Raw genomic sequence first — 22,919 nt, 5'->3', positions numbered from 1 at the left:
TGATTGGGAACGATTTCTTTGATCCCTTGAGGGCGGAGGCGGTTCGGAAGGCGAGGTTGTGTCGCCACCCGCGTTGCCACGGATCAAGTTCGCCGGCGCTTGGCTGCCGGGGTTTCGAGGGCTCTCGCCCGCCCACGCCTTGCCCTCGCGGCTGCGGCAGGCGCCGGAGAAACCGACCTTCCGCCCCATAGCGCGAAGCGCTATCCGGCGCTTCCCGCATGGTTGCCCTTGCGGAATTCGGAGGGGGTGCACCCCATCCAGCGCGCAAAGGCGCGCGTGAAGCTGGCGTGGGTCTCGTAGCCGAGCGACAGCGCAATCGCCAAGACCGTCATCCGCGTTTCCAGCAGCAGCCGGATGGCGCGGGCGCGCCGCGCCTCGTCGACGATCTCCCGGTAGGTGTAGCCGATGAGCCGCAGACGGCGCTGCAAACCTTGCACGCTCAGGCCGACAAGGTATGCCGCCCCTTCGATGTCGCTGTGCCCATCGAGAAGGCGCAACGCGACCACGGCTGAGAGCGCCCGCGCCGGATCGGGCGCTTCCGCAAGGATCACGTCGGCAAGCACGTCGCGCAGGGTGACGATCCTTGCGTCGCCTCCAGCCTGCATGGCGCGGCTGCGGCTCAGCTCGCTGGCCTTCACGGCGAGGCCGGAGCCTTCCTGCCCGCAGCGCAGCTCGACTTGCAGCCGCTCCTCGACCCGCCACGCCTGCAGGTCACGGGCGTATTCGACCTCGGCCCAGTCGGGGGTCCACTCGCGGCCGAGATAGAGGCGAATGAAGGTGAGCATGGGCGGCAGGAGGTGGTCGCAATGCTGCATCTTGCCCACGTCGAACGTCGGCGTCGCAAAACGGAAAACCCGGTGGTGGCCGTTTCGGGCGAGCTCGAGCCGGGAGCCGCTTTGATGGGCCCAGCTTGTCGCGATCGCCCGGCGGAGGCCTTCGCCGAGGGTGGGGGCGGCGGCGGCATGCTCGACCCAAAGGCCGTAGCCCTTGTGGGTCATGCCCTCTCCCACATCGAGGCCGAAGGTCCGGCAGTCCAGCGCTGTGGCTCCCCGGGCGAACAGGCCCATCATCGAGCGGAGCGGCATGGGCGTGCCCGGAGCGTCCCGCAAGGCCGTGGGCAATCGCTCCCGGGCGAAAATATCCGCGAGCACGCGTTCGCCTGCCTGCCTTTCAATCAGGTCGGGCAGGCCGCCAAAGCCCTTCGCGCGCACGAGAACCGCTGAACCTGGGCTGTGCACCGAAACCTCACCGAGTGACACAAAATGAGAAGAGCGCCAGCGTACGATTATCTAGACCAAACGCACGGTCGCGTGGGTTTTGCCAACAGTGAAGGCTTCTGGAATCGTGAAGCAAGGGAGAATAACGTCTCAACTGCCCGTCTTGTGCAAGCATGCCGCACCAAGGTAGGGCGGCCCGCCTGGAGAGTTGATCTCCCTCATAGCAAGTTTTCTTTGAGGGGGAGTTTCCCCATGGCGGAAAAGAGGGGTTAAAGCATGAAGCTTTTCGCACGGGCCGTCGCGCTCACCACGCTGCTTCTGTTTCCGCTCGGCGCTGCTCTGGCGGATGCCCTTCCTTCATGGAACGACGGCGCGGCCAAGGCCGCGATCCAAAGCTTTGTCCAGAAGGTGACCGATCCGGCCAGCAAGGACTTCGTGCGCCCGGAAGAGCGTATCGCCGTTTTCGACAATGACGGCACGCTGTGGGTCGAGCAACCCATGTACACCCAGCTCGCATTCGCCCTGGACCGGGTGAGGGAGCTGGCGCCGCAGCATCCGGAATGGCAGCAGAATCCGGTGCTGCGGGCGGCCATCGACGGCGACCTCAAGACGGTCGCGGCGGCGGGTGAGAAGGGGCTGCTGGAACTGGTGATGGCGACCCACGCGGGCATGACGCCGGCGGCGTTCCAAAAGATCGTCACCGACTGGCTCGCCAAGGCCGAGCATCCGCGCTTCAAGAAGAAATACACCGATCTCGTCTATCAGCCCATGCTCGAGTTGCTTGCGTACCTGCGCGAGAACGGCTTCACCACCTATATCGTCTCGGGCGGCGGCATCGAATTCATGCGGCCATGGTCCGAGGCGGTCTACGGCGTCATTCCCGCCCAAGTGGTCGGCTCCAGCATCAAGACCAGGTTCGAGATGGTGGACGGCAAGCCGGCCCTGGTGCGTGAGCCATCCCTCAATTTCATCGACGACGGTGCCGGCAAGCCGGTCGGCATCAACCAGCACATCGGCCAACGCCCCATTGCCGCGTTCGGGAACTCCGACGGAGATCTTCAGATGCTGCAGTGGACCACGGCCGGCCAGGGGCCGCGCTTCGGGCTCATCGTCCATCACACCGATGCCGAGCGCGAATATGCCTATGACCGCAAGTCCGCGTTCGGCCATCTCGACAAGGCGCTCGATGCGGCGCCCGGCCAGGGCTGGACGGTCGTCGACATGAAGTCCGACTGGAAGACCATCTTCCCGCCGGCGAAGTGAAACGCCTCGCAAGAGCGCAGGGTCTCCGACAGGACTGGGAGCTACCATGAAAACGGCAATCTCGACCACGCTGACCGCGGCAGCCGCGGCGGCACTCCTGGGATGGGCAAGTGCGGCCCTGGCCCAGGGCGCCGCGCCGGCCGCGGCGCCGGCAAAGAAGCCGAACATCCTGCTGATCGTCTCCGACGATACCGGCTGGGGCGACCTCGGCGCCTATCTCGGCGGCCAGCGCCGCGGCATGCCCACGCCCAACATGGACGAACTGGCGTCCGAAGGCATGGTGTTCACCAGCTTCTACGGCCAGCCGAGCTGCACGCCCGGCCGTGCGGCGATCCAGACCGGGCGCATTCCCAACCGCTCCGGCATGACCACCGTGGCCTTCCAGGGCCAGGGTGGCGGCCTGCCCAAGGCGGAGTGGACGCTGGCCTCGGTGCTCAAGCAGGGCGGCTACAAGACCTACTTCACCGGCAAGTGGCATCTCGGCGAGGCGGACTACGCGCTGCCCAATGCCCAAGGCTACGACGTGATGAAGTATGCGTTCCTCTATCACCTGAACGCCTATACCTACGGCGATCCGAAATGGTTCCCGGGCATGAGCCCCGATCTGCGGAAGATGTTCGAAAGCGTGACGAAGGGGTCCCTCTCGGGCAATGCCGGCGGACCGGTGAAGGAGGACTTCAAGGTCAACGGCGAATATGTGAACACGCCCGACAAGGGCGTCGTGGGCATTCCCTTCCTTGACGCATATGTCGAGAAGGCCGCGGTGGAGTTCCTTGAGGATGCGGCAAAGTCGCCGAATACCCCGTTCTTCATTAATGTCAATTTCATGAAGAACCACCAGCCGAACATGCCGGCGCCCGAGTTCATCGGCAAGTCGACCTCCAAGTCCAAGTATGCGGACGCGGTGGTGGAGCTGGACACGCGCATCGGCAACGTGCTGCAGAAGCTCGACCAGCTCGGCCTCGCCGACAACACGCTGGTCGTCTACACGGTCGACAACGGCGCCTGGCAGGACGTCTATCCCGACGCCGGCTACACGCCCTTCCGCGGCACCAAGGGCACCGTGCGCGAGGGCGGCAACCTCGTGCCGTCCATGGCGCGCTGGCCGGGCAAGATCAAGGCTGCCACCAAGAGCGACGACATCATGGGTGGCCTCGATCTGATGGCGACGTTCGCCTCGGTCGCCGGCGTGAAGCTGCCGGAGCAGGATCGCGAGGGCCAGCCCATCATCTTCGACAGCTACGACATGACTCCGGTGTGGCTCGGCAAGGGCGAAGATCCGCGGCGCGAATGGTTCTACTTCACGGAGAACGAGCTCACCCCCGGCGCGCTCCGCGTCGGCAATTTCAAGTATGTCTTCAACTTGCGCGGCGATGACGGCGCCCACACGGGCGGCCTTGCCGTGGATACAAATCTCGGCTGGAAGGGGGCGGAGAAGTATGTGGCGACCGTGCCGCAGGTCTTCGACCTCCCGGCCGACCCGCAGGAACGCTACGACATCTTCATGACGACCTTCACCGAAAGCACCTGGGCGCTGGTGCCGGCGAACGAGGCGATGAGCAAGCTCATGAAGACCTACGTGCAGTACCCGCCCCGCAAGGCGCAGAGCGAGGCATATTCGGGGCCCATCACGCTGTCGCAGTATGAGCGCTTCAAGTTCATGCAGGACGCGCTGAAGAACCAGGGCTTCTCGCTGCCCCTGCCCACGGGGAACTGACGCCGGCCGGTGATCACGTCCGGCTCAGGGATGGCGGCGGAGCGATGCTCCGCCGCTGTCGTCTTCGGGGGAGGACGGGGGCGCCGTATGGTCCGGCGCTGACGGGCGACGTAGGGGCTCCTGCGACCGGGCGATATCGAGCGCGCCGTTTCGCGCGCGCATCGGCGGCGCCCTTCCGGGCTGAGCTGCTGTCGGCCTGGGGAAGGTTCAGGGTCCAACGGTCATGGAACAGGGCGTCCCCGCGCAGCGGCGGCGCCCTGCTCCGTGACCGGGCGGGCGTCAGCCCTGCCAGTCGTCGTAGTCCGCTCGCGCCATCATGGCGGCGAGTTCGCGGACGTCCACCTTGGGCTCCCAGCCGAGCTTCGCGCGCGCCTTGCTGGCGTCGCCGAGCAAAAGGCTCACCTCCGCCGGCCGGTAGAATTTCGGGTTGATCCTGACCGCGACCTTGCCGGTCTTCCGGTCCACGGCCTGTTCGGCCTTCGCCGCGCCGGACCATTCGAGATCGAGCGCGAGCGCCTCGGCGGCGTAGCGGACGAAGTCGCGGATCGACGTCGTCTTGCCGGTGGCGAGCACGTAGTCGTCGGCCGTCTCCTGCTGGAGCATGGCCCACATGCCCTCGACATAGTCGCCGGCGAAGCCCCAGTCGCGCTTGGCGTCCAGATTGCCGAGCTCGACCGCGTCGCCGACCCCGCGGGTGAAGCGCGCGAGGCCCCGGCTGATCTTGCGGGTGACGAACTCGGTGCCCCGCAGCGGGCTCTCGTGATTGAACAGGATCCCGGACGAGGCGTGGGTGCCGAACGACTCGCGATAGTTCACCGTGATGTAGTGGCCATAGGTCTTCGCCACGCCGTAGGGGGACCGCGGGTGAAAGGGCGTATCCTCGTTCTGGGGGATGGTCCGGACCAGGCCGAACATCTCCGACGTGGAGGCCTGGTAGAAGCGCGCCTGCGGGGCGTAGGTGCGGATCGCGTCGAGCAGACGCACCACGCCGAGGCCGTTCACTTCCGCCGCGTAGACGGGCTGGTCCCACGACGAGCCGACGAAGCTCTGGGCCGCAAGGTTATAGATCTCGTCGAAGGCACCGTCGCGAACAAGCCGGGTGATGTTGTTGACTTCCGCCAGATCGAAATAAGCGTATTCGATCTTGTCGGCGATGCCGAGCTTCTCAAGTCGAATAGTTTCGGGATGGGAGCTGCGGCGCAGGGCGCCAGTAACGTGGTATCCCTTCTCAAGCAGAGATTTGGCCAAATACGAACCATCCTGGCCACTGACACCTGTGATCAGCGCACGTTTCACCAACTTTCTCCCTCGACCCTCATCTTGCGGTTGCGATTGGTAATCGGAGTCCCCCCCACTGTCCAGCCGCTTCATAGCTTCATAGAAGGTATCATCTTGCATTGCAGGCTGCGTGCGGCAACTATGCATTCGGCGCAAAGCGTCCGAGATCGAAAGCACGCCGACATGGTGCCTGCAGGTTCCGCCACTGGATGGAAACCGCGTTTTCCATTACGGAATGTTGTGATGAGTGGGCATGGGTGCCCGGGGGGAGCGGAAGCTGGTGGTTGCGCAAGGTCGAGAGCCGAAGGCGGCTGTCATGCGGCTTGCCTCGGCGTCCAGTCGCAGCCTCAATCGCGGAATTTGGGCGTTGCGCTGCAACCGCGCGAACTGCCCGGATTCCATCTCCAAGCCCTGCTGGCTTCACGGCGCCGCGGGCGGGGGACGGCCCTTCGGCGTTGATCTGTTCGGCTACCTGCTGTCGGAGATCGGTCTCGGCGAGGCGGCGCGGCTGCTGGTCGGCGCCCTGGATGCTGCGGCGATTCCGAACCGTCTCATCAACTTTCCGCTCGTGGGCCGTCAGGCGGAGAGCCTGCTTGCGCGGCGCATCGTCGACCATGGCGGGCATGCGCTGGCGCTGACCGTGTCCGGCGCGATGGATATCCCGGCCTTCGCCTCCCGCGCCTGCCGGGGCCAGGAAAACATCCATTACACCTATTGGGAGCTGCCATCGGTGCCCGGAGGCTGGCGGCAGATGTTCGACGGCTTCGATTCCTACTGGGCGCCCACCACGTTCGTGCGGGACATGCTGATGTCGGTCCAGAAGCGGCCGGTCCATCTCGTGCCGCAGCCGGTGCTGCTGCCGGCCGCGCCTCCGGCTGTCTCCCGGTCGGGCGGGCCGCTGCGGGTGCTCACCCTGTTCGATTACGATTCCTACCTGGTCCGCAAGAATCCCCACGGCGCCGTCGCCGCCTTTCTCGCCGCCTTTCCCGTCGGGACCGAGGACGTGGAACTGGTGATCAAGGCACGCGGGAGGGGGCCGTCCAATGGTCGCGACACCATCTCCAGGCTCGCGAAGCGGGATCGCCGCGTGCGCCTCATCGATCGGACCATTCCCCGCAATGAGCTGGACGCCCTCACGGAGAGCTGCGACGTCTTCATGTCGCTGCATCGCTCGGAGGGCTTCAGCCTGGGCTGCGCGGAGGCGCTTGCGCTCGGCAAGGCGGTGGTCGCGACCGATTTCGGCGGGACGCGGGATTTCGTGACGCAGGAAACCGGCTTTCCGGTGCGCTTCCAGCCGGTCCTGGTGGGCGCCGACGACTATCCGGGCGCCGAAGGCAGCCACTGGGCGGAGCCCGACATCGAGCATGCGGCAGCGACCCTGAGGTCCATCTACGACGATCCCTCTTCGGTGGCGCCGAAGGCGCGCGCCGGCTACGCGCTTCTCAAGCGCAACAATTCCCTTCAGGCGGTGGGCGCGCGCATCCGCGACCTGATCGACGGCTGAGGCCGGCCCGCCCCCCGACACGGGAAGCGAGCCGCGTGCCCCGGTGGATCAGCCGTTGCGGAAGGCGTAGCCGTAGCCGTTCAGCGCCGGCGCGCCGCCGAGATGGGCGTAGAGCACCTTCGCGCCCTCGGGGAAGTAGCCCTTCTTCACGAGGTCGATCATGCCCTGCATGGATTTTCCCTCGTAGACCGGGTCGGTGATCATGCCTTCGAGGCGCGCGGCGAGGCGGATCGCGTCCTTGGTCTCGTCGGAGGGCACGCCGTAGTAGGGATAGGCATAGTCCTCCACCAGCACCACGTCGTCGGGCGTGATCTCGCGGCCGAGCTTCACCAGATCGGCGGTGCGCCGGGCGATCTCCAGCACCTGCGCCTTGGTCTGCGCCGGCGTGCCGGAGGCGTCGATGCCGATCACCTTCTGCGCCCGGCCGTCCTTGGCGAAGCCGACCGTCATGCCGGCATGGGTGGAGCCGGTGACGGTGCAGACGACGATGTAGTCGAAGGCGAAGCCCAGCGCCTTCTCCTGTGCCCGCACCTCCTCGGCGAAGCCCACATAGCCGAGGCCGCCGTAAGGATGCACCGAGGCGCCGGCCGGGATCGGGTAGGGCTTGCCGCCGCTGGCCTTGACGTCCTCGATGGCGTCTTCCCAGCTCTTGCGGATGCCGATGTCGAAGCCGTCCTCCACCAGGCGCACGTCGGCGCCGAGGATGCGCGAGAGCATGATGTTGCCGACCCGGTCGTAGACCGCATCCTCGTGCGGCACCCAGGCCTCCTGCACCAGGCGGCACTTGAAGCCGATCTTGGCCGCCACCGCCGCGATCATGCGGGTGTGGTTCGACTGCACGCCGCCGATGGACACCAGCGTGTCGGCGCCGGACTTGATGGCGTCGGGGACGATGTATTCCAGCTTGCGCAGCTTGTTGCCGCCGAAGGCGAGGCCGGAATTGCAGTCCTCGCGCTTGGCGAAGATCTCGACCTTCCCGCCGAGATGCTCGGACAGGCGGTCGAGCTTCTCGATCGGGGTCGGACCGAAGGTGAGGGGATAGCGTTCGAAGGCGTCGAGCATGGCAACCTCGTCTGGATGGAAGGCCATGCTTGACAGAAATGGCGTGAGAGGTGCTCTCTATTTTGATCTGATTTTTTCCATTTTAGTCCGATAGATATCGCTTGTGAGACAAGTTTATATCGATAAATATCTATTCTATGAAAGAATCTCTCACGTCGGAAACGCTCGCGCCGATCGACCTCAAGATCCTGCGTCTGCTGCAGCAGAACGGCCGGCTCACCAATGCGGAGCTGGCCGAGCAGGTGGCCATCAGCCCGGCTACCTGCCACCGGCGCACCCAGGCCTTGATCAAGGCGGGCTATATCAGCGGCTTCCGGGGCATGGTGGCGCCGGAGACGGTGGGGCGCGGCGCGCTCGTCATGGTGGGGGTGGTGCTCGACCGCTCGACGCCGGAGAGCTTCGCCGCGTTCGAGGCGGCCGCGGCGGAGCTGAGCTTCGTCCTCGACTGCCATCTGGTGGCGGGCGACTTCGACTATTTCCTGAAGATCCGGGTCGGCGACATGGCCGACTTCAACCGCCTGCACGGCAGCCGGCTGATCGCGCTGCCGGGGGTGCGCCAGACCCGCACCTTCTTCGTCATGAAGGAGGTGGTGGACAACCGGCCGCTGGACTTTTGACCGGGCGCCGGCCGCCGGCCGCCGGCCGCCGGCTCAGCCGAGGCGGCACAGGATGGCCGCGAGCGCCTGGGTGCGCGGCACCAGGGTGTCGAGGCGGCAGAATTCCGCGTCGGTATGCGCCTTGCCGCCCACCGGCCCGAGCCCGCACAGGGTCGGCACGCCGAGCGAGGCGGTGAAGCCGGAATCGGCGCAGCCGCCCGTGTGCTCGCCGCCCACCTCGAAGCCGACGTCGCGCGCGGCCGCGCGATAGAGCGCGAACAGGCCCGCCGCGTGCTTCTCCTCCAGCGGCGGGAAGCCTGCGCGCAGGGTCAGCGTCGCCGCGGTACCGGGAAGCTCCTCCTCGGCCACGATCCGCGTCACCGCCTCGATCATCGCGCTCTGCTGCGCGGGGGTGTCGAAGCGCATGTCGCATTCCGCCTCGGCCGCGCCCGCCACCGTGTTGTAGGTGATGCCGCCGCGCACCACGCCCACATTGGTGGTGATGCCGGCCTCGTAGTCGGTCAGCGCGTGCAGCTTGAGGATCTTGCGCGCCAGCGCCTCGATGGCGCTCGCCCCGTCCTTGTGGTTCACGCCGGAATGGGCGGCGCGCCCGGTGACGGCGATATGGAACGAGCAGCCGCCCTTGCGGCCGGTCACCACGTTGCCGCTGATCCGCCCCGGCTCGGTGTTGAGCACGGCGCGGGCGCCCTTCGCCTCGGCCTCGATCCGGCGCCGGCCGGAGGGCGAGCCGATCTCCTCGTCGCCGGTGAACAGCGCCACCACCGGGAAGGCGAGCCCGCCCGCGGCCTTGATGGCCCGGAGCGCGAAGATGTTGGCCACCAGCCCCGACTTCATGTCGCACACGCCCGGGCCGAAGGCGAGGTCGCCGCGCCGCGAATAGGGCCGCGACTGGACGGTCCCGATCGGGAACACGGTGTCGCGGTGGCCCATGAGCAGCGCGTGCGCGTTGCCGGAGCGGCCCGGAACCTCGGCGCGGAACACGTCGCCATAGGTGGCGTCGGGGAGGCGGGTGACGGCGATGCCGTCCGCCTCCAGGACCGTGGCGATGGCCTCGCCCACGCGGTCGACGCCGGCCTTGTCGTAGCTGTTGGAATCGATGTCCACGAGGCGCGCCAGCAGCGCCTCCATCTCGTCGAAGCGCGGCGCGAGCCAGGCCACGATCGCCGCGTGCGCGGCGTCGACGGGCGCGTTTGCGATGAGCGTGCTCATGCGGCCCTCGCCTTAAGGATCGCCATGCCCTCCTCGCCGAGGTCGTAGAACAGCCCGGCCATGAGCTGGAGCGCCTCGCGCGTCACCGAGCCGAGCAGGTGCTCGTTCGGGGCGTGCTGCGAGCAGGCGGGGTAGGAGTGCGGCACCCAGATGGTGGGCATGCCGAGGATCAGCGCGAACACGTCGTTGGGCAGCGAGCCGCCGAGGTTCGGCAGCAGCGCCGGCGCCTTGCCGGTGGTCTTCTGGATCGAGGCCAGCGCCCATTTCACCCAGGGGTCGTTCGGATCGAGCCGGGTGGCGTGGAACACCGCCGAGCGGGCCGGGCGAACCTTCACCATGCCGAGGCCGCGGGCGGCGAGATGGGCCTGCACCAGCGGGATGACGCGCTCGGGGTCGGTGCCCACCACGAAGCGCAGCTGCATGGTCGCCTTGGCGGTGGGCGGCACCGCATTGGCGGGCTTGTCCGGCGCGCCGGTCTGGAAGGCGAGCACCTCCAGCGCGTTCCAGCCATAGACCCGCTCGGCGGGCGTGAGGCCGGGCTCGCCCCAGTCGGGATCGATCTCCGGCGCGCCGAGGCCCTGTTCCAGGGTGATGCCGGACAGCGCCTGCCGCACGGCGGACGGCAGCTCCCTGGGGCGAAGCGCCTCCACCAGGATGCGGCCCCTGGCGTCCACCAGCGATGCGATGGCGTTCGCGAGCATGGTGCCGGCGTTGGCGAGCGCGCCGCCCCAGTTTCCGGAATGGTGCCCGCCCTCGCGCAGGCTCACCTCGAGCTCGAAGTTCACGGCGCCCCGCGAGCCCAGGAACACCGTGGGCCGGGCCGCCGACAGGCGCGGTCCGTCGGAGCCGATGAGGAGGTCCGCGGCGAGCGCCGCGCCTTCCCGCTGGGCCAGCTCGCGCAGCCCCGGCGAGCCGGCCTCCTCGCCCATCTCGATCAGCATCTTGCAGTTGAAGCCGAGCACGCCGCCGCGCGCCGCCATCACCTGTTCGAGGGCGGTGATGTTGATGGAGTGCTGGCCCTTGTTGTCGGCGGTGCCGCGGCCGTACCAGCGGTCGCCCTCCTCCACCAGGGTCCAGGGGGCGAGCCCCTCGCGCCAGCCGCCGTCCTGGCCGAACACCACGTCGCCGTGGCCGTAGGTGAGCACGGTGGGCAGGCCGTCCGCCTCGTGCCGCTCGGCGATGAGGAAGGGGCCGTAGCCGGGAGCGGAATTCTCCACCACCCGGCAGGAGAAGCCGAGCTTTTCGAGCGTCGGGATCATCTCGTCGGTCAGGTAGGCGCCGAGCGTGGCGAGGCTCTCACCGGTCTGGCTCTCGGTGGGCATGGCGACGCGGCGGGCGAGGTCCCGGCGGAAGTCTCCGCGGTCGAAGTAGTCCGCGGCGCGGGCGACGGCTTCTTGGCGACTCATGATGCGACGATGGCCTTCAGTGGGCGTGGAAACGGGTCATGCGGCGACGGTTCGGGCCGCGCCGCGCGGCGCGAAATGGCAGGCGGCCCAGCCGTCCGGCAGGCGCACGAGCGGTGGTGCAGCGGCGCGGCAGAGGTCCGCCGCGTCCGGACAGCGCGGGTTGAAGGGGCAGCCGGGGACCGGCGTGAGCGGATTGGGGAACACCGCGCCGAGATGGGTGTCCGGCACGCCGAGGTCGGGGTCCGGCGTCAGCACGGACTCGAGCAGCGCGCGGGCGTAGGGATGCTCCGGCCCGGCGAACAGGCCGGCGCGGCTGCGCTCCTCGACGAAGCGGCCGAGATACATCACCGCCACCCGGTCGGCGAGGTGCTCCACCACGGCGAGGTTGTGGCTGATGAAGAAGTAGGTGAGGCCGAGCTCGCGCTTGAGCTCCAGCAGCAGGTTGAGGATCTGCGCCTGCACCGACACGTCGAGCGCCGAGGTGGGCTCGTCGCAGATCACCACCTCGGGCCGCATGACGAGCGCGCGGGCGATGGCGACGCGCTGGCGCTGGCCGCCCGAGAGCTGGCTCGGCGAGGCGTTCAGCAGCCGGCGTGGCAGGCCCACCACGTCGAGCATCTCCAGCACCTTGCGGTGCCGCTCGGTGGCGCTGCCGATGCCGTGCACCACCAGCGGCAGGGCGATGAGCTGGGCGATGGACTTGCGCGGGTTGAGCGAGGAATAGGGGTCCTGGAAGATCGGCTGGATGCGCCGCGCCACCGCCACGCGGTTCTTCGCCGCGATGGGCGCGCCGTCGATCAGGATCTCGCCCGAGGACGGAGGCAGGAGGCCGAGCAGCATCTTGGCGAGGGTCGACTTGCCCGACCCGCTCTCGCCCACCAGCGCATAGACCTCGCCCCGCCTCACCTTCAGCGATACGCCCGCCACCGCGGTCAGCGTCGCCTTCGGGCGGAACATGCCCTGGGACACCTGGAACGTGCGGGTGACGTCCTTCAGTTCGAGCACGATGTCGCTCATGCCGCCACCTCGGTCGCGTCGAGCCGCGCGCAGCGCACCTCGTGGTCGGCGCCGGTGCGTACCAGCGGGATCTCGCCGGCGCATTCGGGCGCTGCGAAGTCGCAGCGGTTGCGGAAGGCGCAGCCGTCCAGCCGGCCGATCAGGCTCGGCACCTGGCCGCGGATGGCGCCGAGCGGCATGCCGGGCTGGGTGCGTCCGGGAACCGGGATGCAGTCCAGAAGGCCGCGCGTGTAGGGATGGCGCGGCTGCTTGAACACCGCGCGCGAGGTGCCGGTCTCCACCAGCCGGCCGGCATACATCACCCCCACCTTGTCGGCGACGCGCGCCACCACGCCGAGGTCGTGGGTGATGAGGATGACCGCCATGCCGAACTCCTTCTTGAGGTCGGCGATGAGGTGGAGGATCTGCGCCTGGATGGTGACGTCGAGCGCCGTGGTCGGCTCGTCGGCGATGATGAGGTCCGGGCCGCACATGAGCGCCATGGCGATCATGACGCGCTGCCTCAGCCCGCCGGACAGCTGGTGGGGATATTGCCTCAGCCGCTGGCCGGCGGCGGTGATGCCGACCTTCTCCAGGAGATGGACGGCGCGGTCCGTTGCCTCCTTCGCGCTCACCTTGCGGTGGCAGGCGAGCGCCTCCGTCAGCTGGTCGCCGATGGTGAAGGCGGGGTTGAGCGAGGTCATGGGCTCCTGGAAGATCATGGCCATGCGGTTGCCGCGCAGGCGGCGCATGCCGGCCGCGGAGATGGCGAGCAGGTCCTGGCCGTCGAAGGCGATCTTCCCCGCCCGGCGCTGCACGCGCTTGGGCAGGAGGTTCATGAGCGCCAGCGAGGTGAGCGACTTGCCCGAGCCGCTCTCGCCGACGATGGCGAGCGTCTCGCCGCGCTCCAGCGCGAAGGAGACGCCGCCCACCGCATGGAGCATGCCCATGGCGGTGGGGATGTCGATCACGAGGTTCTCGACCTCCAGGAGGGCCATGGCGTCAGTTCCTGTTCTCGGGCGCGGTGACATCGCGCAGCCCGTCGCCGACGAGGTTGATGGCCAGCACCAGGAACACCAGGGCGGTCGCGGGGATGGCGATCACCCAGGGGCTGAAGAACATGTACTGCTTGCCCTCCGAGATCATGAGCCCCCAGGACGGCAGCGGCGGCTGCACGCCGAGCCCGAGGAACGACAGGGCGGCCTCCAGGAGGATGGCGTGGGCCATCTCCAGCGTCGCCACCACGATCAGCGGGTTGAGGATGTTGGGCAGGATCTCCGAGAGCAGGATACGCGGCGTCGAGCAGCCGATGGCCTTGGCGGCGGCGATGTAGTCGGAGCCGGCGATCTGCTGGGTGGCGGCGCGCGTCACCACGGCGAAGCGGTCCCACAGCAGCAGGCCGAGCACCAGGATGACGCCTTGGAGCGAGGAGCCCACCAGCGCCGCCGCGGCGAGCGCCACCAGCACCACCGGCAGCGCGAGGCGGGTGGTGACGAGATAGCTCAGCACCGCGTCCACCCGGCCGCCGAAATAGCCGGCGCACACGCCGATGGCGGTGCCGATGGTTCCGGAGATCAGCACCGTGACCGAGCCGATGAGCAGCGAGATGCGGGCGCCGTAGATCAGCCGGCTCAGATAGTCCCGGCCGAGCTTGTCGGTGCCGAGGATGTGGTCCCAGGTGCCGCGCGCGTCCCAGACCGGCGGGATGAGGCGCCGGGCGAGGTTCTGGGCATAGGGGTCGTGCGGCGCGATCAGGGGCGCGGCGAGGGCGATCAGGATGATGGCGGCGAGCACGATGCCGCCGGCCATCAGCCCGCCATGGCCGAGGCTGCCGACGAGGAAGTTCGACAGCGCCGCGCGACGCGGCGGCGTCTCGTCGAGGCTTGCGGCCTCGATCGCGGAGGGCAGGGTCTCGCTCATGCCACGCGCATCCTGGGATCGAGAAGGGCGTTCACCACGTCCGCCAGGAAGGTGAGGGTGATGTAGATGCCGGCGAGGATCAGCACCACCGCCTGCACCACCGGGAAGTCGTTGCGGGAAATCGCCTCCCAGGCGAGGTGGCCGATGCCGTGCATGGAGAACACCGCCTCCACCACGATCGAGCCGCCGAGCATGAAGCCGAACTGCACCGCCGCCAGCGCCACCACCGGGATGATGGCGTTGCGCAGCGCGTGCTTCAGCACCACCTTCGCCGGCGACAGGCCCTTGGCGCGGGCGGTGCGGATATAGTCCTGCGAGAGCACCTCCAGCATGCCGTTGCGCGACAGGCGCATCACCGCCGGGATGGCGTACCAGCCGAGCGCGACGGAGGGCAGGATGTAGCTCTGCCACGTCGCGGTGCCGGACACCGGCAGCCAGCGCAGGTTGACCGCGAACACGATGATGAGGCCGAGGCCGAGGCAGAAGGTGGGGATCGCCTGGCCCATCACGCAGAAGCCGAGCGCGAGGCGGTCGATCAGGGTGCCGCGGTAGACGGCGGCGAGCACGCCGAGCGGCACCGCCACCACCAGCGACAGCGTCAGCGCGATGGCGCCGAGGCGCATGGTCACGGGCATGCGCTCGGAGATCAGCGCCGACACGCTCTCGCGGAAGAAGAAGGAATTGCCGAAATCGAGGTGCACGGCATTCCAGAGCCAGCCGAGATACTGGACCGGCAGCGGCCGGTCGAGGCCGTATTGCTGGCGCACCTCCTCCACCTGGGCGGGCGAGGCTTCAGGGCCGGCGATGGTGATGGCGAGATCGCCCGACAGATGGAGCAGCGCGAAGGCGATCACCGAGACGGTGAAGGCCACCGAGAGCGCCACCACGAGGCGTCGAAGCGTGAATGCGAGCATCGAGGCTTCCTCAGCGGTCCCCGCGGGCCGGACTGCGGCCGGGCAGGGGGCGGGGGCGCGACATCATAGGCCGGCACGCCGTCTTGCGGCCGGACGGATTCGCAGCAATGGCGCGTCCGGCCTGCGCGCAGGCTTCGCCGCCGGGACCGGGAGGAGCGGCGCGTGTCGCGCCGCTCCATGGGCCTACTTCCAGCGCGCCTGGAAGAAGCGCGGCAGCTCGTCGGGCTGGGAGCTGAACACGAGGTCGCTGGTGAAGGCGTAGTTGCTGGAATAGGAGAACAGCGGCACCAGATAGGCCCGCTCGGCGATTACCTTCAGGGCCTCGGCATAGGCGGCGAGCCGGGCCTCGGTCTCCACCGTGGTGTCCGCCTTCTTCAGCATGTCGGTGACCTGCTGGTCGCGGGCGCGGTCGTCGGCGTCGCCCTTGAACCACACGCCGGTGAAGGCCGAGGCATCCGCCACCGAGAACGAGCCCCAGGTCTGGAAGGTGATCGGCGTCTTTCCGGCGCGGGCCATCTCGCGCATCGCCCCGTACTTGAGGAAGTTGAGCTTGGCCTTGATGCCGACGGCGTCCAGATAGCCGATCACCGCCTCCGCATATTCGCGCTCGCGATAGGCGTAGAGATCGATGGAGAAGCCGTTGGGATAGCCGGCCTCGGCGAGCAGCTTCTTGGCCTTGGCGGGATCGTAGTCATAGCGCGGCACGCCCTTGTCGGTGCAGCCGAACTGGTCGATGAAGCAGGCCGAGTTCATGAGGCGGGCGCCGCCGCGCACGAGATTGTCCAGCATCGCCTTGCGGTCGATGGCATAGGCGATGGCCTGGCGCACGCGCACGTCCTTCAGCGGCTCGGAGCCGGGCGAGACGCCCTGCGCGTCGAGCTGGAGGAAGCCCACGCGCATGGTCTCGGCGGCGAGGACCGTGAGGTTCGGCACCGCGCCGAGCTGCTTGGCCTGGTCGGCCTGCACGCGCCAGATCCAGTCGACGCCGCCGGTCATCAGCTCGGCGATCTGGGTTTCCTGGTCGGGGATGATGCGGAACACCAGCTTGCCGATGCTCGGCTGGCCGAGCGGGCTGCCTTTCCAGTAACTGGTGTTCTTCTCCATGGTCACGCCCTTGCCGGGGGTGACGGCGGTGATCTTGTAGGGGCCGGAGCCGACCGGCGCCTTGGCGAAGCCGTCGAGGCCGACCTTCTCGAAGTATTTCTGCGGATAGATCACGACCGGCCCGGACAGATACTCGATGGCTGCCGGGAACGGGCCGTTGAGGTGGATGCGGACCTTGTCGTCGCCGATCTTCTCGGCGCTCTTGATCCAGGCGACGTTCTGCTTGGTGACCACCTTGGCCTCGGGCGAGACTGCCCAGTTCAGCGTGAACACCACGTCGTCGGCGGTCAGCGGATCGCCGTTGTGGAACGTGACGCCCTTGCGGATGGTGAGGTCCAGCGTCTGCGGGTCGACCCAGGTCCAGTCGGTGGCGAGCTGCGGCTCGTACTTGCCGGTGGCGAGGTCGTGGAAGATCAGGTTGTCGAAGGCGTGGCGGGCGATGATCACGCCCTCGCGCACGTTGTTGTGGTAGGGGCCGACATTCTCCGCCTCGGTGTCGGAAGCGTAGACCAGCGTGTCGCGGGCCTTGTCCGCATGGGCGGCTGCGGGGGCCAGGGCCATGAACGAGGCCGCTAACACCCTGGAGAGGCGGGACCGAAGAAATGCCATGTTCTCTCTCGCTCTCTGGAATTGGTTTTGGAGGCTGGATCTGATCGCCCAACATCTGAGCATGAGAGTTTATTGAGCGGTTCGCGTATCGCAATTAGAATATTGTGTGATTATCGTTGCCGAAATGGCATGTCTCGCGCCGCAGCCCGGAGGATCGAAAGGTGCACGATGCGTCGTTGCGGTATTTCCTGGAGGTGGTGAGGGTCGGCTCCATCGCCGAGGCGTCGGAGCGGCTCAACGTGGCCGCCTCCGCCATCAGCCGGCAGATCGCCAAGCTTGAGGCCGAGCTTGGCACGCCGCTGTTCGAGCGCCGGCCGCGCGGCATGGTGCCGAGCGCCGCCGGCGAGCTGCTGGCCCAGCACGCCCGGCGCACGCTGCTCGGCGCGGAGCAGGTGATCGCCGAGGTGCGCCGCCTGAAGGGGCTGGAGCGCGGCCTCGTGCGCGTGGGATGCACCGAGGGCTTCGCCACCGACTTCGTCCCGGGGGCGATCGGCCAGTTTCGGGAGACCTATCCCGGCATCTCGTTCGAGATGCACGTGAGCACGCCGCGCACCATCACCCGCATGGTGCGGGAAGGGGACATGGACATCGGCCTGTCCTACGGCTTCGCGCCGGATCCGAGCGTGCGCATCGAGCATGCCGGGTCGGCGCCGCTGATGGCGCTGATGGCGCCGGACCATCCGCTCGCCGGCCGCCCCTTCGTGACGCTGGCGGACATCGCCGCCTTTCCGCTCGGCCTGCCCGCCGAGGATACCACCGCCCGCCAGCTGTTCGACCTCGCCTGCGGCACCGAGGGGATCGTCATAGAGCCGGTCCTGATCACCAACTACATCGCCGGCCTGTGGCGCTTCGCCGAGGTGGCGGGCGGCATCACCATGACCGGGCGCATCACCGCCATTTCCCGCATCTCGCCGTTCCAGCTGCGCGCCCTGCCGCTGCGGACCAAGGCGGCCAACGAGCGGCGCTACGAGCTCCAGACCATGCTGGGCCGCGTCCTGCCGGAGGCGGTCCAGGCCTTCGCCGCCTACCTGAAGGCCCAGCTGGCGCGGATCGAGCGCGGCGGCAACCATCCGCTCGACCTCGCCGAGCGCGAGGAGGCCCCCCTGCCGCGACCTTGAGCGTCAGGGGAGCCGAAGGGCGGGCCTCGGCGCCGGGACCGGCTCACTTGGTGTCGCGGATCGCGTCCAGCGTCTTCTGCCCGAACTGCTTGGAGAACTGGGCATAGGCCGGGGCGAGCTTGGCCGCGAACTGGGCGTTGTCCACCTTGGCCTCCACCTGCATGCCCTGGTCCTTCAAGGTCTTCACCGCATTCGCCTCCAGCTCCTCGACCGCCTTGCGCTGGGCGACGATGGCCTTGGCGACGGCGTCCTTCAGGATCTTCTGCTGGTCGGGGCTGAGCTTGTTCCAGGCCGCCGGAGAGATCATCACCAGGGTCGGCGCGTAGACGTGGCCGGTGAGGGTCAGATACTTCTGCACCTGGTAGAGCTTGGCGGTGAGGATGTTGGACAGCGGGTTCTCCTCCCCGTCCACCACGCCCTGCTGGAGCGCGGCGTAGAGCTCCGGCCAGGCGATGGGCGTCGGGCGCGCGCCCAGCTCCTTGAACGCAGTGATGTGGATCGGGTTCTCCATGGTGCGGATGGTGAGGCCGGAGAGATCGGCCGGCGTCTCCACCTGCCGCTTGTTGTTGGTGAGGTGGCGGAAGCCGTTCTCGCCGTAGCCGAGGCCGATGACGCCCTTGTCCTTCACCTTGGCGAGGATGTCCTGGCCGATCGGCCCGTCCACCACGGCGCGCGCATGGGCGGTGTCGCGGAAGATGAAGGGGATGTCGAACACCAGCAGCTCCGGCACGAAGTTGGCCACCACCGAGGTGCTGGTCATAGCCATGTCGATGGTGCCGAGCTGGAGGCTCTCGACGATCTCGCGCTCGCCGCCGAGCGCGCCGCCGGGGAAGATGTCCACCCTGATCTTGCCGCCAGATTCCTTCTCCACCGTCTCCTTGAACGCTGTGGCGGCGGCGCCGAAGTGGCTGTTCATGGGATTGACGAAGGTATATTTCAGCGTCGTCTGCGCCGAGACGGGGGCTGCCGCGCCGAGCAGCAGGGCGGCACCGAGTATCCAGCTCTTCATGGGTCTCTCCGCGGTTCGCGTGGGTTCACTTCCTGGGAATGGCCCGGATCAGGCGATCCGGTACCGGTCGACGATCGTCATGTCGGGCTCGATGCCGAGCCCGGGAGCGGCGGGGACCGGCACGTGGCCGCCGACCGGCAGCATGGCCCCGCCGTAGATCTCCGCCTCGAAGTCGCAATAGAGCCGCTCCAGCAGCGGCACCGTGCGCTGGGCGGCGTTGATGTGGACGGTGGCGATCTGCCCCGGCCCGAACAGCGCGCAGTGGGGCACGAACTCGATGGCGCTCGCGGCGCAGAAGGCGGCGATCTTCAGCAGCTCGGTGACGCCGCCGGTCTTGGCCACGTCCGGCTGCGCGATGTCGATGGCGCCGGCGTCGGCCATGGCGACGAAGTCGTGCAGCGAGCCGGCGTTCTCGCCGGCGGCGATGGGGTGGTTGCCCTGGGCGCGCACGCGGGCGAGGCCGCGATAGTCCTCCGGCGGCCAGATGGGCTCTTCCAGCCAGGCGAGGCCCAGATGGGCGATGCGTGCGTCCATGGCCAGGGCCTGCGCCACCGACCAGGGGCAGTTGACGTCCAGCATCACCGTGGCTTCCCCCGCCGCCGCCTCGCAGGCCGCGGCGATCAGCGGATAGGTGATGTCGTGCAGCTTGATGTGGCGGTAGCCGCGCCCGATCGCCTCGCGCACCGCGCGGGCGATGCCGTCCTCGCTCTCGTAGCGCAAGAGGCTGGCATAGACCTCCACCTCGCGCGCGAACGGGCCGCCGAGGAGGTTCACCAGCGGCTGGCCGGCGGCCTTGGCGGCGATGTCCCACAAGGCGATGTCCACCGCCGAGATGGCGTACATGGTGGGGCCGACGCGGCCGAAATTCTGCAGCCCGAACTCCAGCTTGAACTTGATCTTCGAGATCGCGGCAGCGTCCTCGCCCATGATGAGGGGGAAGATGCGGGTCTCGACCAGGCTGCGCAGCGACACGTCCTCCGCGCGCGAGAAGGCCTCGCCCCAGCCGACGAGGCCGGTGTCGGTCTCCAGCCGCACGAGCAGCGTGTCGAAGGTGTTCTTCCCGCCGCCGGTGAAGCCCCAGACGAGCTTCACGTCGGCCTGGAACGGCACCGAGACGAGGATGCACTCCGCCTTCACGATCCGGCCCGCCGCCGAGGCGGGGGCGCGGGCGAAGGCGGCGGGCTGGGCGAGGGTCACGGGTGTTCTCCTTCTTGTGGGCCGTGGTGCCGGCCGCTGCCGGCCTCCGGCGCGCTCATCTGGCGCCGAAGGCGTCGGGCAGGATCAGGCTCACGGCGGGGACGAGGGTGATGAGGGCGAGGACGAGCAGCTGCAGCGCCAGGATCGGGTAGATCTCCCGGTTGAGCTGCGACATGGGCACCCGGGCGACGAGGCCGGTGACGGCGAGCAGGCTGCCCACCGGCGGGGTGATCATGCCGAGGTTCAGATTGACGATCACCACGATGGCGAAATGCGTCGGGTCGATGCCGAGCGAGGCCGCCATGGGCGCCAGGATCGGCGCCAGCACCAGCACGCCCGGCAGCGGCTCGATGAAGATGCCGAAGACCAGCAGGAACACGTTCACCGCCAGCAGGAAGGCGATCGGCGACAGCCCGAGCGAGCCGATCCACTGGGTGAGGGCCTGCGGCGCCTGGGCGAAGGTGAGCAGCCAGGAGAAGGCCATGGAGGTGGCGATGATGAGCAGCACCGCCGCCGTCATGTAGGCCGAGCGGGCGAGGATGCCGGGCAGCATCGCCAGGGTCAGGGTCCGGTAGACGAACATCCCGCAGGCGAGCCCGTAGAACACCGCCACCACCGAGGCTTCCGTGGGGGTGAAGGCGCCGGAATGCACGCCCACCACGATCAGCGCCGGCAGGATCAGCGCCGGGATGGCGCGCCAGGTGGCCCGCGCCGCCTCGCGCCAGCCCGGCCGGGCGCCGTCGGTGCGGAAGTCGCGCCTGTGGCTCGCATAGGCGTTGTAGCCGATGAGCGCGCCGGAGATCAGCAGGCCGGGCAGGACCCCCGCGAGGAACAGCCGCGGCACCGACACGCCGTCGTCCTGGAGCGCGTAGAGGATCATGATGATGGACGGCGGGATGATGGGTCCCACCAGCGAGGCGGCCGCGGTGATCGCCGCCGCATAGGCCGGTGGATAGCCCGAGCGCCGCATCATGCGGATGAGCAGCGAGCCGGGACCGGCGGCGTCCGCGACCGCCGAGCCGGAGATGCCGGAAAAGAAGGTGATGGTGAGGATGTTGGTGTAGCCGAGCCCGCCGCGCTTGTGGCCGACGAACAAGGAGGCGAAGCGCAGCAGCACCTCCGAGAGCGAGCCGCTCGACATCAGCTCCGCCGCGAGCAGGAAGAAGGGGATGGCCATCAGCGGGAAGGAATCCAGCCCGGCCACCATCTTCTGCACCACGACGATGGGCGTCAGCCCGGCCTCGGCGACGGCGGCGAGCGTGGCGATGCCGAGGGCGAAGCCGATCGGCACGCCCACCAGCAGCAGCACCGTGAGGCCGGCGAACAGCGTGAGCGTGATCATGACATCGGCGCCTGTTCCGGCGACAGGTCGTCCGAATGCTCGAACGTGCCTTCGGCCACGAAGCCGGCCGCCATCATGGCGAGGTGCCAGAGGGTGAGCGCGAAGCCGACCGGCGCGGCGAGCGCCACCACGGCGAAGGGCACGCGCAGCACCGGCGTGGTCTGGAACCAGGAGCGCGCCACGTAGTCCCAGCCCGCCAGCAGGAGCCAGAGCGAGGCGCCGGCGACCAGCAGGACCACCACTAGCCGCATCACCCGCTGCAAGGACGGGGACAGGCCGGCGACGAGCGAATCCACCGCCACGTGGCCGCCCACCCGCAGCACCGGGCCGATGCCGAGGAAGGCGAGCCAGACCATGATGTAGCGGCTCAGCTCCTCGCCCCAGACCAGCGCCTCGTTGGTGAGGTAGCGCAGCATCACCGCCACGAAGACCAGCACCGCCATGGTGCCGAGCGCCACGACCATGGCCCACCGGTTGGCGGCGACGATGCAGCGGTCGACGGCGCCGACCACGCGGCGCGCGGATCCGAGGCGCCCTGGGGCGAGAGATGTTCGGGGGCGATCGGGTGCGGTCATGGAAGGCTAGCCTTGGTGGGCGGAAGCGCGGTTCGGTAGATTGGTGATTGTCAACAATTGACCCAAATGGACCATCTGCTATGAAGCTGGTCAAGCCCATAATCTGATCGCCGAGCAGCCAAATAATGAGCGGAATCGGTGCGCTGGAGCGCCCCAAGAAGCAGAGCCTCGACCGCGCCGCGGCCGAAAGCCTGCGCAACGCCATCACCTCCGGCCAGATCGCCCCCGGCGCCCGGCTGACGGAAATCCGCCTCGCGGAGCAGTTCCAGCTCTCGCGGGGGACCGTGCGGGCGGCGCTGCATCGGCTGGTTTCTGAGGGGCTGGTGGTCCAGCGTCCCTATTCCGGCTGGGAGGTCACCAGCCTCACGCCGCAGGACGCCTGGGACCTGGCCACCCTGCGTTCAAGCCTCGAAGCGCTTGCGGCGCGGCTCGCCGCCGAGCGCATGGACGCCGCCGGTCGCAAGACCGTCGAGGATGCGTTCGCGGCGCTTGCCGAGGCCTGCGGCGGCGACGACTGGGCGGCGCTCGTGGCGGCCGACATGGCGTTCCACCGCGCGGTGGTCAGCCTGTCCGGGAACCGCAGGCTGGTCGAGCATTACGATCTGATCGCGAACCAGGTCCGGCTCTACATCGCCTCGTCCAACCGGCTCATCCTGCCCATGGGATCGCTGCTCGACCGGCACCGCGCGCTGGTGGAGCCGTTGCTCGCCGGAGACGCGGAGCGGGCGGAGAAGGCGTTCCGCGACCTCGCCATGCGCAGCGGGGCCGAGATCGTCGCCCACCTGGAGAAGATCGGCGCCGAGGGCGAGGGCGCCGATCACTGAACGAGGGTCGGGGCTCCTCCGGTCCGCCGCGCCTGCGC

General features: G+C 68.4%; 20 protein-coding genes. 6 read left to right on the top strand and 14 right to left on the bottom strand.

What is annotated here, in order from left to right:
• Positions 1-200: 200 nt before the first annotated feature.
• The gene (locus V5F67_RS15760; RefSeq protein WP_394016859.1) at positions 201-1,211 is read right to left on the bottom strand and encodes a helix-turn-helix domain-containing protein; all 1,011 of its coding nucleotides are present in this window, start codon (positions 1,209-1,211) and stop codon (positions 201-203) included.
• 282 nt (positions 1,212-1,493) lie between these two features.
• On the opposite strand from V5F67_RS15760, the gene V5F67_RS15755 reads away from it, so the two are divergent.
• Both V5F67_RS15755 and V5F67_RS15750 read left to right on the top strand, forming a co-directional pair.
• Positions 1,494-2,480 (top strand): HAD family hydrolase, encoded by a 987-nt coding sequence (locus V5F67_RS15755; RefSeq protein ID WP_394016860.1) that lies wholly within the window; start codon positions 1,494-1,496, stop codon positions 2,478-2,480.
• A 46-nt stretch (positions 2,481-2,526) separates the two neighbouring features.
• Positions 2,527-4,197 carry an arylsulfatase gene (locus V5F67_RS15750; protein WP_394016861.1) on the top strand — a complete coding sequence of 557 codons (1,671 nt, stop codon included), beginning with the start codon at positions 2,527-2,529 and terminating at the stop codon, positions 4,195-4,197.
• Between the two features lie 279 nt (positions 4,198-4,476).
• Here the strand turns inward: V5F67_RS15750 and gmd are convergent, their stop codons facing one another.
• On the bottom strand, positions 4,477-5,496 hold the full coding sequence (gene gmd / locus V5F67_RS15745) for a GDP-mannose 4,6-dehydratase (RefSeq protein ID WP_394016862.1): 1,020 nt from the start codon (positions 5,494-5,496) through the stop codon (positions 4,477-4,479).
• A gap of 295 nt (positions 5,497-5,791) precedes the next feature.
• On the opposite strand from gmd, the gene V5F67_RS15740 reads away from it, so the two are divergent.
• Entirely contained in the window at positions 5,792-6,979 is a 1,188-nt protein-coding gene (locus V5F67_RS15740; RefSeq protein ID WP_509210576.1) for a glycosyltransferase, read from the top strand.
• A gap of 48 nt (positions 6,980-7,027) precedes the next feature.
• Here the strand turns inward: V5F67_RS15740 and V5F67_RS15735 are convergent, their stop codons facing one another.
• Complete coding sequence (locus V5F67_RS15735; RefSeq protein ID WP_394016864.1) at positions 7,028-8,041, bottom strand: 1-aminocyclopropane-1-carboxylate deaminase; 1,014 nt, start codon at positions 8,039-8,041, stop codon at positions 7,028-7,030.
• Positions 8,042-8,178: 137 nt separating this feature from the next.
• Here V5F67_RS15735 and V5F67_RS15730 point away from each other — a divergent pair, with 137 nt between their 5' ends.
• Positions 8,179-8,658 carry an Lrp/AsnC family transcriptional regulator gene (locus V5F67_RS15730; RefSeq protein ID WP_394016865.1) on the top strand — a complete coding sequence of 160 codons (480 nt, stop codon included), beginning with the start codon at positions 8,179-8,181 and terminating at the stop codon, positions 8,656-8,658.
• A gap of 33 nt (positions 8,659-8,691) precedes the next feature.
• On the opposite strand, the gene V5F67_RS15725 is transcribed toward V5F67_RS15730, so the two are convergent.
• The 7 genes from V5F67_RS15725 to V5F67_RS15695 form a co-directional block, all read right to left on the bottom strand.
• Complete coding sequence (locus V5F67_RS15725; protein WP_394016866.1) at positions 8,692-9,867, bottom strand: M20 family metallopeptidase; 1,176 nt, start codon at positions 9,865-9,867, stop codon at positions 8,692-8,694.
• Complete coding sequence (locus V5F67_RS15720; protein WP_394016867.1) at positions 9,864-11,273, bottom strand: M20 family metallopeptidase; 1,410 nt, start codon at positions 11,271-11,273, stop codon at positions 9,864-9,866. Before V5F67_RS15720 ends, V5F67_RS15725 begins: the two co-directional genes overlap by 4 nt.
• 36 nt (positions 11,274-11,309) lie before the next feature.
• A complete protein-coding gene (locus V5F67_RS15715) occupies positions 11,310-12,290 on the bottom strand; it encodes an ABC transporter ATP-binding protein (protein ID WP_394016868.1) in 981 nt (326 codons plus the stop codon).
• Entirely contained in the window at positions 12,287-13,267 is a 981-nt protein-coding gene (locus V5F67_RS15710; protein WP_394016869.1) for an ABC transporter ATP-binding protein, read from the bottom strand. The genes V5F67_RS15715 and V5F67_RS15710 overlap by 4 nt, the downstream gene beginning before the upstream one ends.
• A 4-nt stretch (positions 13,268-13,271) precedes the next feature.
• Positions 13,272-14,189 (bottom strand): ABC transporter permease, encoded by a 918-nt coding sequence (locus V5F67_RS15705; RefSeq protein WP_394016870.1) that lies wholly within the window; start codon positions 14,187-14,189, stop codon positions 13,272-13,274.
• Entirely contained in the window at positions 14,186-15,103 is a 918-nt protein-coding gene (locus V5F67_RS15700) for an ABC transporter permease (protein ID WP_394016871.1), read from the bottom strand. Before V5F67_RS15700 ends, V5F67_RS15705 begins: the two co-directional genes overlap by 4 nt.
• Before the next feature lie 183 nt (positions 15,104-15,286).
• Positions 15,287-16,768: an ABC transporter substrate-binding protein gene (locus tag V5F67_RS15695; protein WP_394016872.1), complete on the bottom strand. Its 1,482-nt coding sequence runs from the start codon at positions 16,766-16,768 to the stop codon at positions 15,287-15,289.
• 209 nt (positions 16,769-16,977) lie between these two features.
• Between V5F67_RS15695 and V5F67_RS15690 the strand changes: the two genes are divergently transcribed.
• Entirely contained in the window at positions 16,978-17,934 is a 957-nt protein-coding gene (locus V5F67_RS15690; protein ID WP_394016873.1) for a LysR family transcriptional regulator, read from the top strand.
• Between the two features lie 43 nt (positions 17,935-17,977).
• Here the strand turns inward: V5F67_RS15690 and V5F67_RS15685 are convergent, their stop codons facing one another.
• From V5F67_RS15685 to V5F67_RS15670, 4 genes are read right to left on the bottom strand one after another with little or no spacing between them, the layout of a single operon-like run.
• The gene (locus V5F67_RS15685) at positions 17,978-18,943 is read right to left on the bottom strand and encodes a TRAP transporter substrate-binding protein (RefSeq protein WP_394016874.1); all 966 of its coding nucleotides are present in this window, start codon (positions 18,941-18,943) and stop codon (positions 17,978-17,980) included.
• Between the two features lie 48 nt (positions 18,944-18,991).
• A complete protein-coding gene (locus tag V5F67_RS15680; protein ID WP_394016875.1) occupies positions 18,992-20,140 on the bottom strand; it encodes a mandelate racemase/muconate lactonizing enzyme family protein in 1,149 nt (382 codons plus the stop codon).
• 55 nt (positions 20,141-20,195) lie between these two features.
• Positions 20,196-21,482: a TRAP transporter large permease gene (locus tag V5F67_RS15675; RefSeq protein ID WP_394016876.1), complete on the bottom strand. Its 1,287-nt coding sequence runs from the start codon at positions 21,480-21,482 to the stop codon at positions 20,196-20,198.
• Complete coding sequence (locus V5F67_RS15670; protein WP_394016877.1) at positions 21,479-21,994, bottom strand: TRAP transporter small permease; 516 nt, start codon at positions 21,992-21,994, stop codon at positions 21,479-21,481. Before V5F67_RS15670 ends, V5F67_RS15675 begins: the two co-directional genes overlap by 4 nt.
• A 188-nt stretch (positions 21,995-22,182) precedes the next feature.
• Here V5F67_RS15670 and V5F67_RS15665 point away from each other — a divergent pair, with 188 nt between their 5' ends.
• A complete protein-coding gene (locus tag V5F67_RS15665; RefSeq protein WP_394016878.1) occupies positions 22,183-22,881 on the top strand; it encodes a GntR family transcriptional regulator in 699 nt (232 codons plus the stop codon).
• Positions 22,882-22,919 lie beyond the last annotated feature (38 nt).

Origin of the sequence: Xanthobacter pseudotagetidis, assembly GCF_043194795.2 — a bacterium.
Taxonomy (GTDB): Bacteria; Pseudomonadota; Alphaproteobacteria; order Rhizobiales; family Xanthobacteraceae; genus Xanthobacter; species Xanthobacter tagetidis_A.
This window is presented reverse-complemented; position numbering and strand designations above follow the sequence as displayed.

Bases quoted from the DNA above. Each gene is read 5' to 3' on its own strand.
- V5F67_RS15695 (WP_394016872.1), bottom strand. From the start codon at position 16,768: ATGGCCCTGGCCCCCGCAGCCGCCCATGCGGACAAGGCCCGCGACACG.
- V5F67_RS15675 (WP_394016876.1), bottom strand. From the start codon at position 21,482: ATGATCACGCTCACGCTGTTCGCCGGCCTCACGGTGCTGCTGCTGGTG.
- V5F67_RS15725 (WP_394016866.1), bottom strand. From the start codon at position 9,867: ATGAGCACGCTCATCGCAAACGCGCCCGTCGACGCCGCGCACGCGGCG.
- V5F67_RS15755 (WP_394016860.1), top strand. From the start codon at position 1,494: ATGAAGCTTTTCGCACGGGCCGTCGCGCTCACCACGCTGCTTCTGTTT.
- V5F67_RS15740 (WP_509210576.1), top strand. From the start codon at position 5,792: ATGCGGCTTGCCTCGGCGTCCAGTCGCAGCCTCAATCGCGGAATTTGG.
- V5F67_RS15710 (WP_394016869.1), bottom strand. From the start codon at position 13,267: ATGGCCCTCCTGGAGGTCGAGAACCTCGTGATCGACATCCCCACCGCC.
- V5F67_RS15735 (WP_394016864.1), bottom strand. From the start codon at position 8,041: ATGCTCGACGCCTTCGAACGCTATCCCCTCACCTTCGGTCCGACCCCG.
- V5F67_RS15700 (WP_394016871.1), bottom strand. From the start codon at position 15,103: ATGCTCGCATTCACGCTTCGACGCCTCGTGGTGGCGCTCTCGGTGGCC.
- V5F67_RS15705 (WP_394016870.1), bottom strand. From the start codon at position 14,189: ATGAGCGAGACCCTGCCCTCCGCGATCGAGGCCGCAAGCCTCGACGAG.
- V5F67_RS15730 (WP_394016865.1), top strand. From the start codon at position 8,179: ATGAAAGAATCTCTCACGTCGGAAACGCTCGCGCCGATCGACCTCAAG.
- V5F67_RS15720 (WP_394016867.1), bottom strand. From the start codon at position 11,273: ATGAGTCGCCAAGAAGCCGTCGCCCGCGCCGCGGACTACTTCGACCGC.
- V5F67_RS15715 (WP_394016868.1), bottom strand. From the start codon at position 12,290: ATGAGCGACATCGTGCTCGAACTGAAGGACGTCACCCGCACGTTCCAG.
- V5F67_RS15665 (WP_394016878.1), top strand. From the start codon at position 22,183: ATGAGCGGAATCGGTGCGCTGGAGCGCCCCAAGAAGCAGAGCCTCGAC.
- V5F67_RS15685 (WP_394016874.1), bottom strand. From the start codon at position 18,943: ATGAAGAGCTGGATACTCGGTGCCGCCCTGCTGCTCGGCGCGGCAGCC.
- V5F67_RS15750 (WP_394016861.1), top strand. From the start codon at position 2,527: ATGAAAACGGCAATCTCGACCACGCTGACCGCGGCAGCCGCGGCGGCA.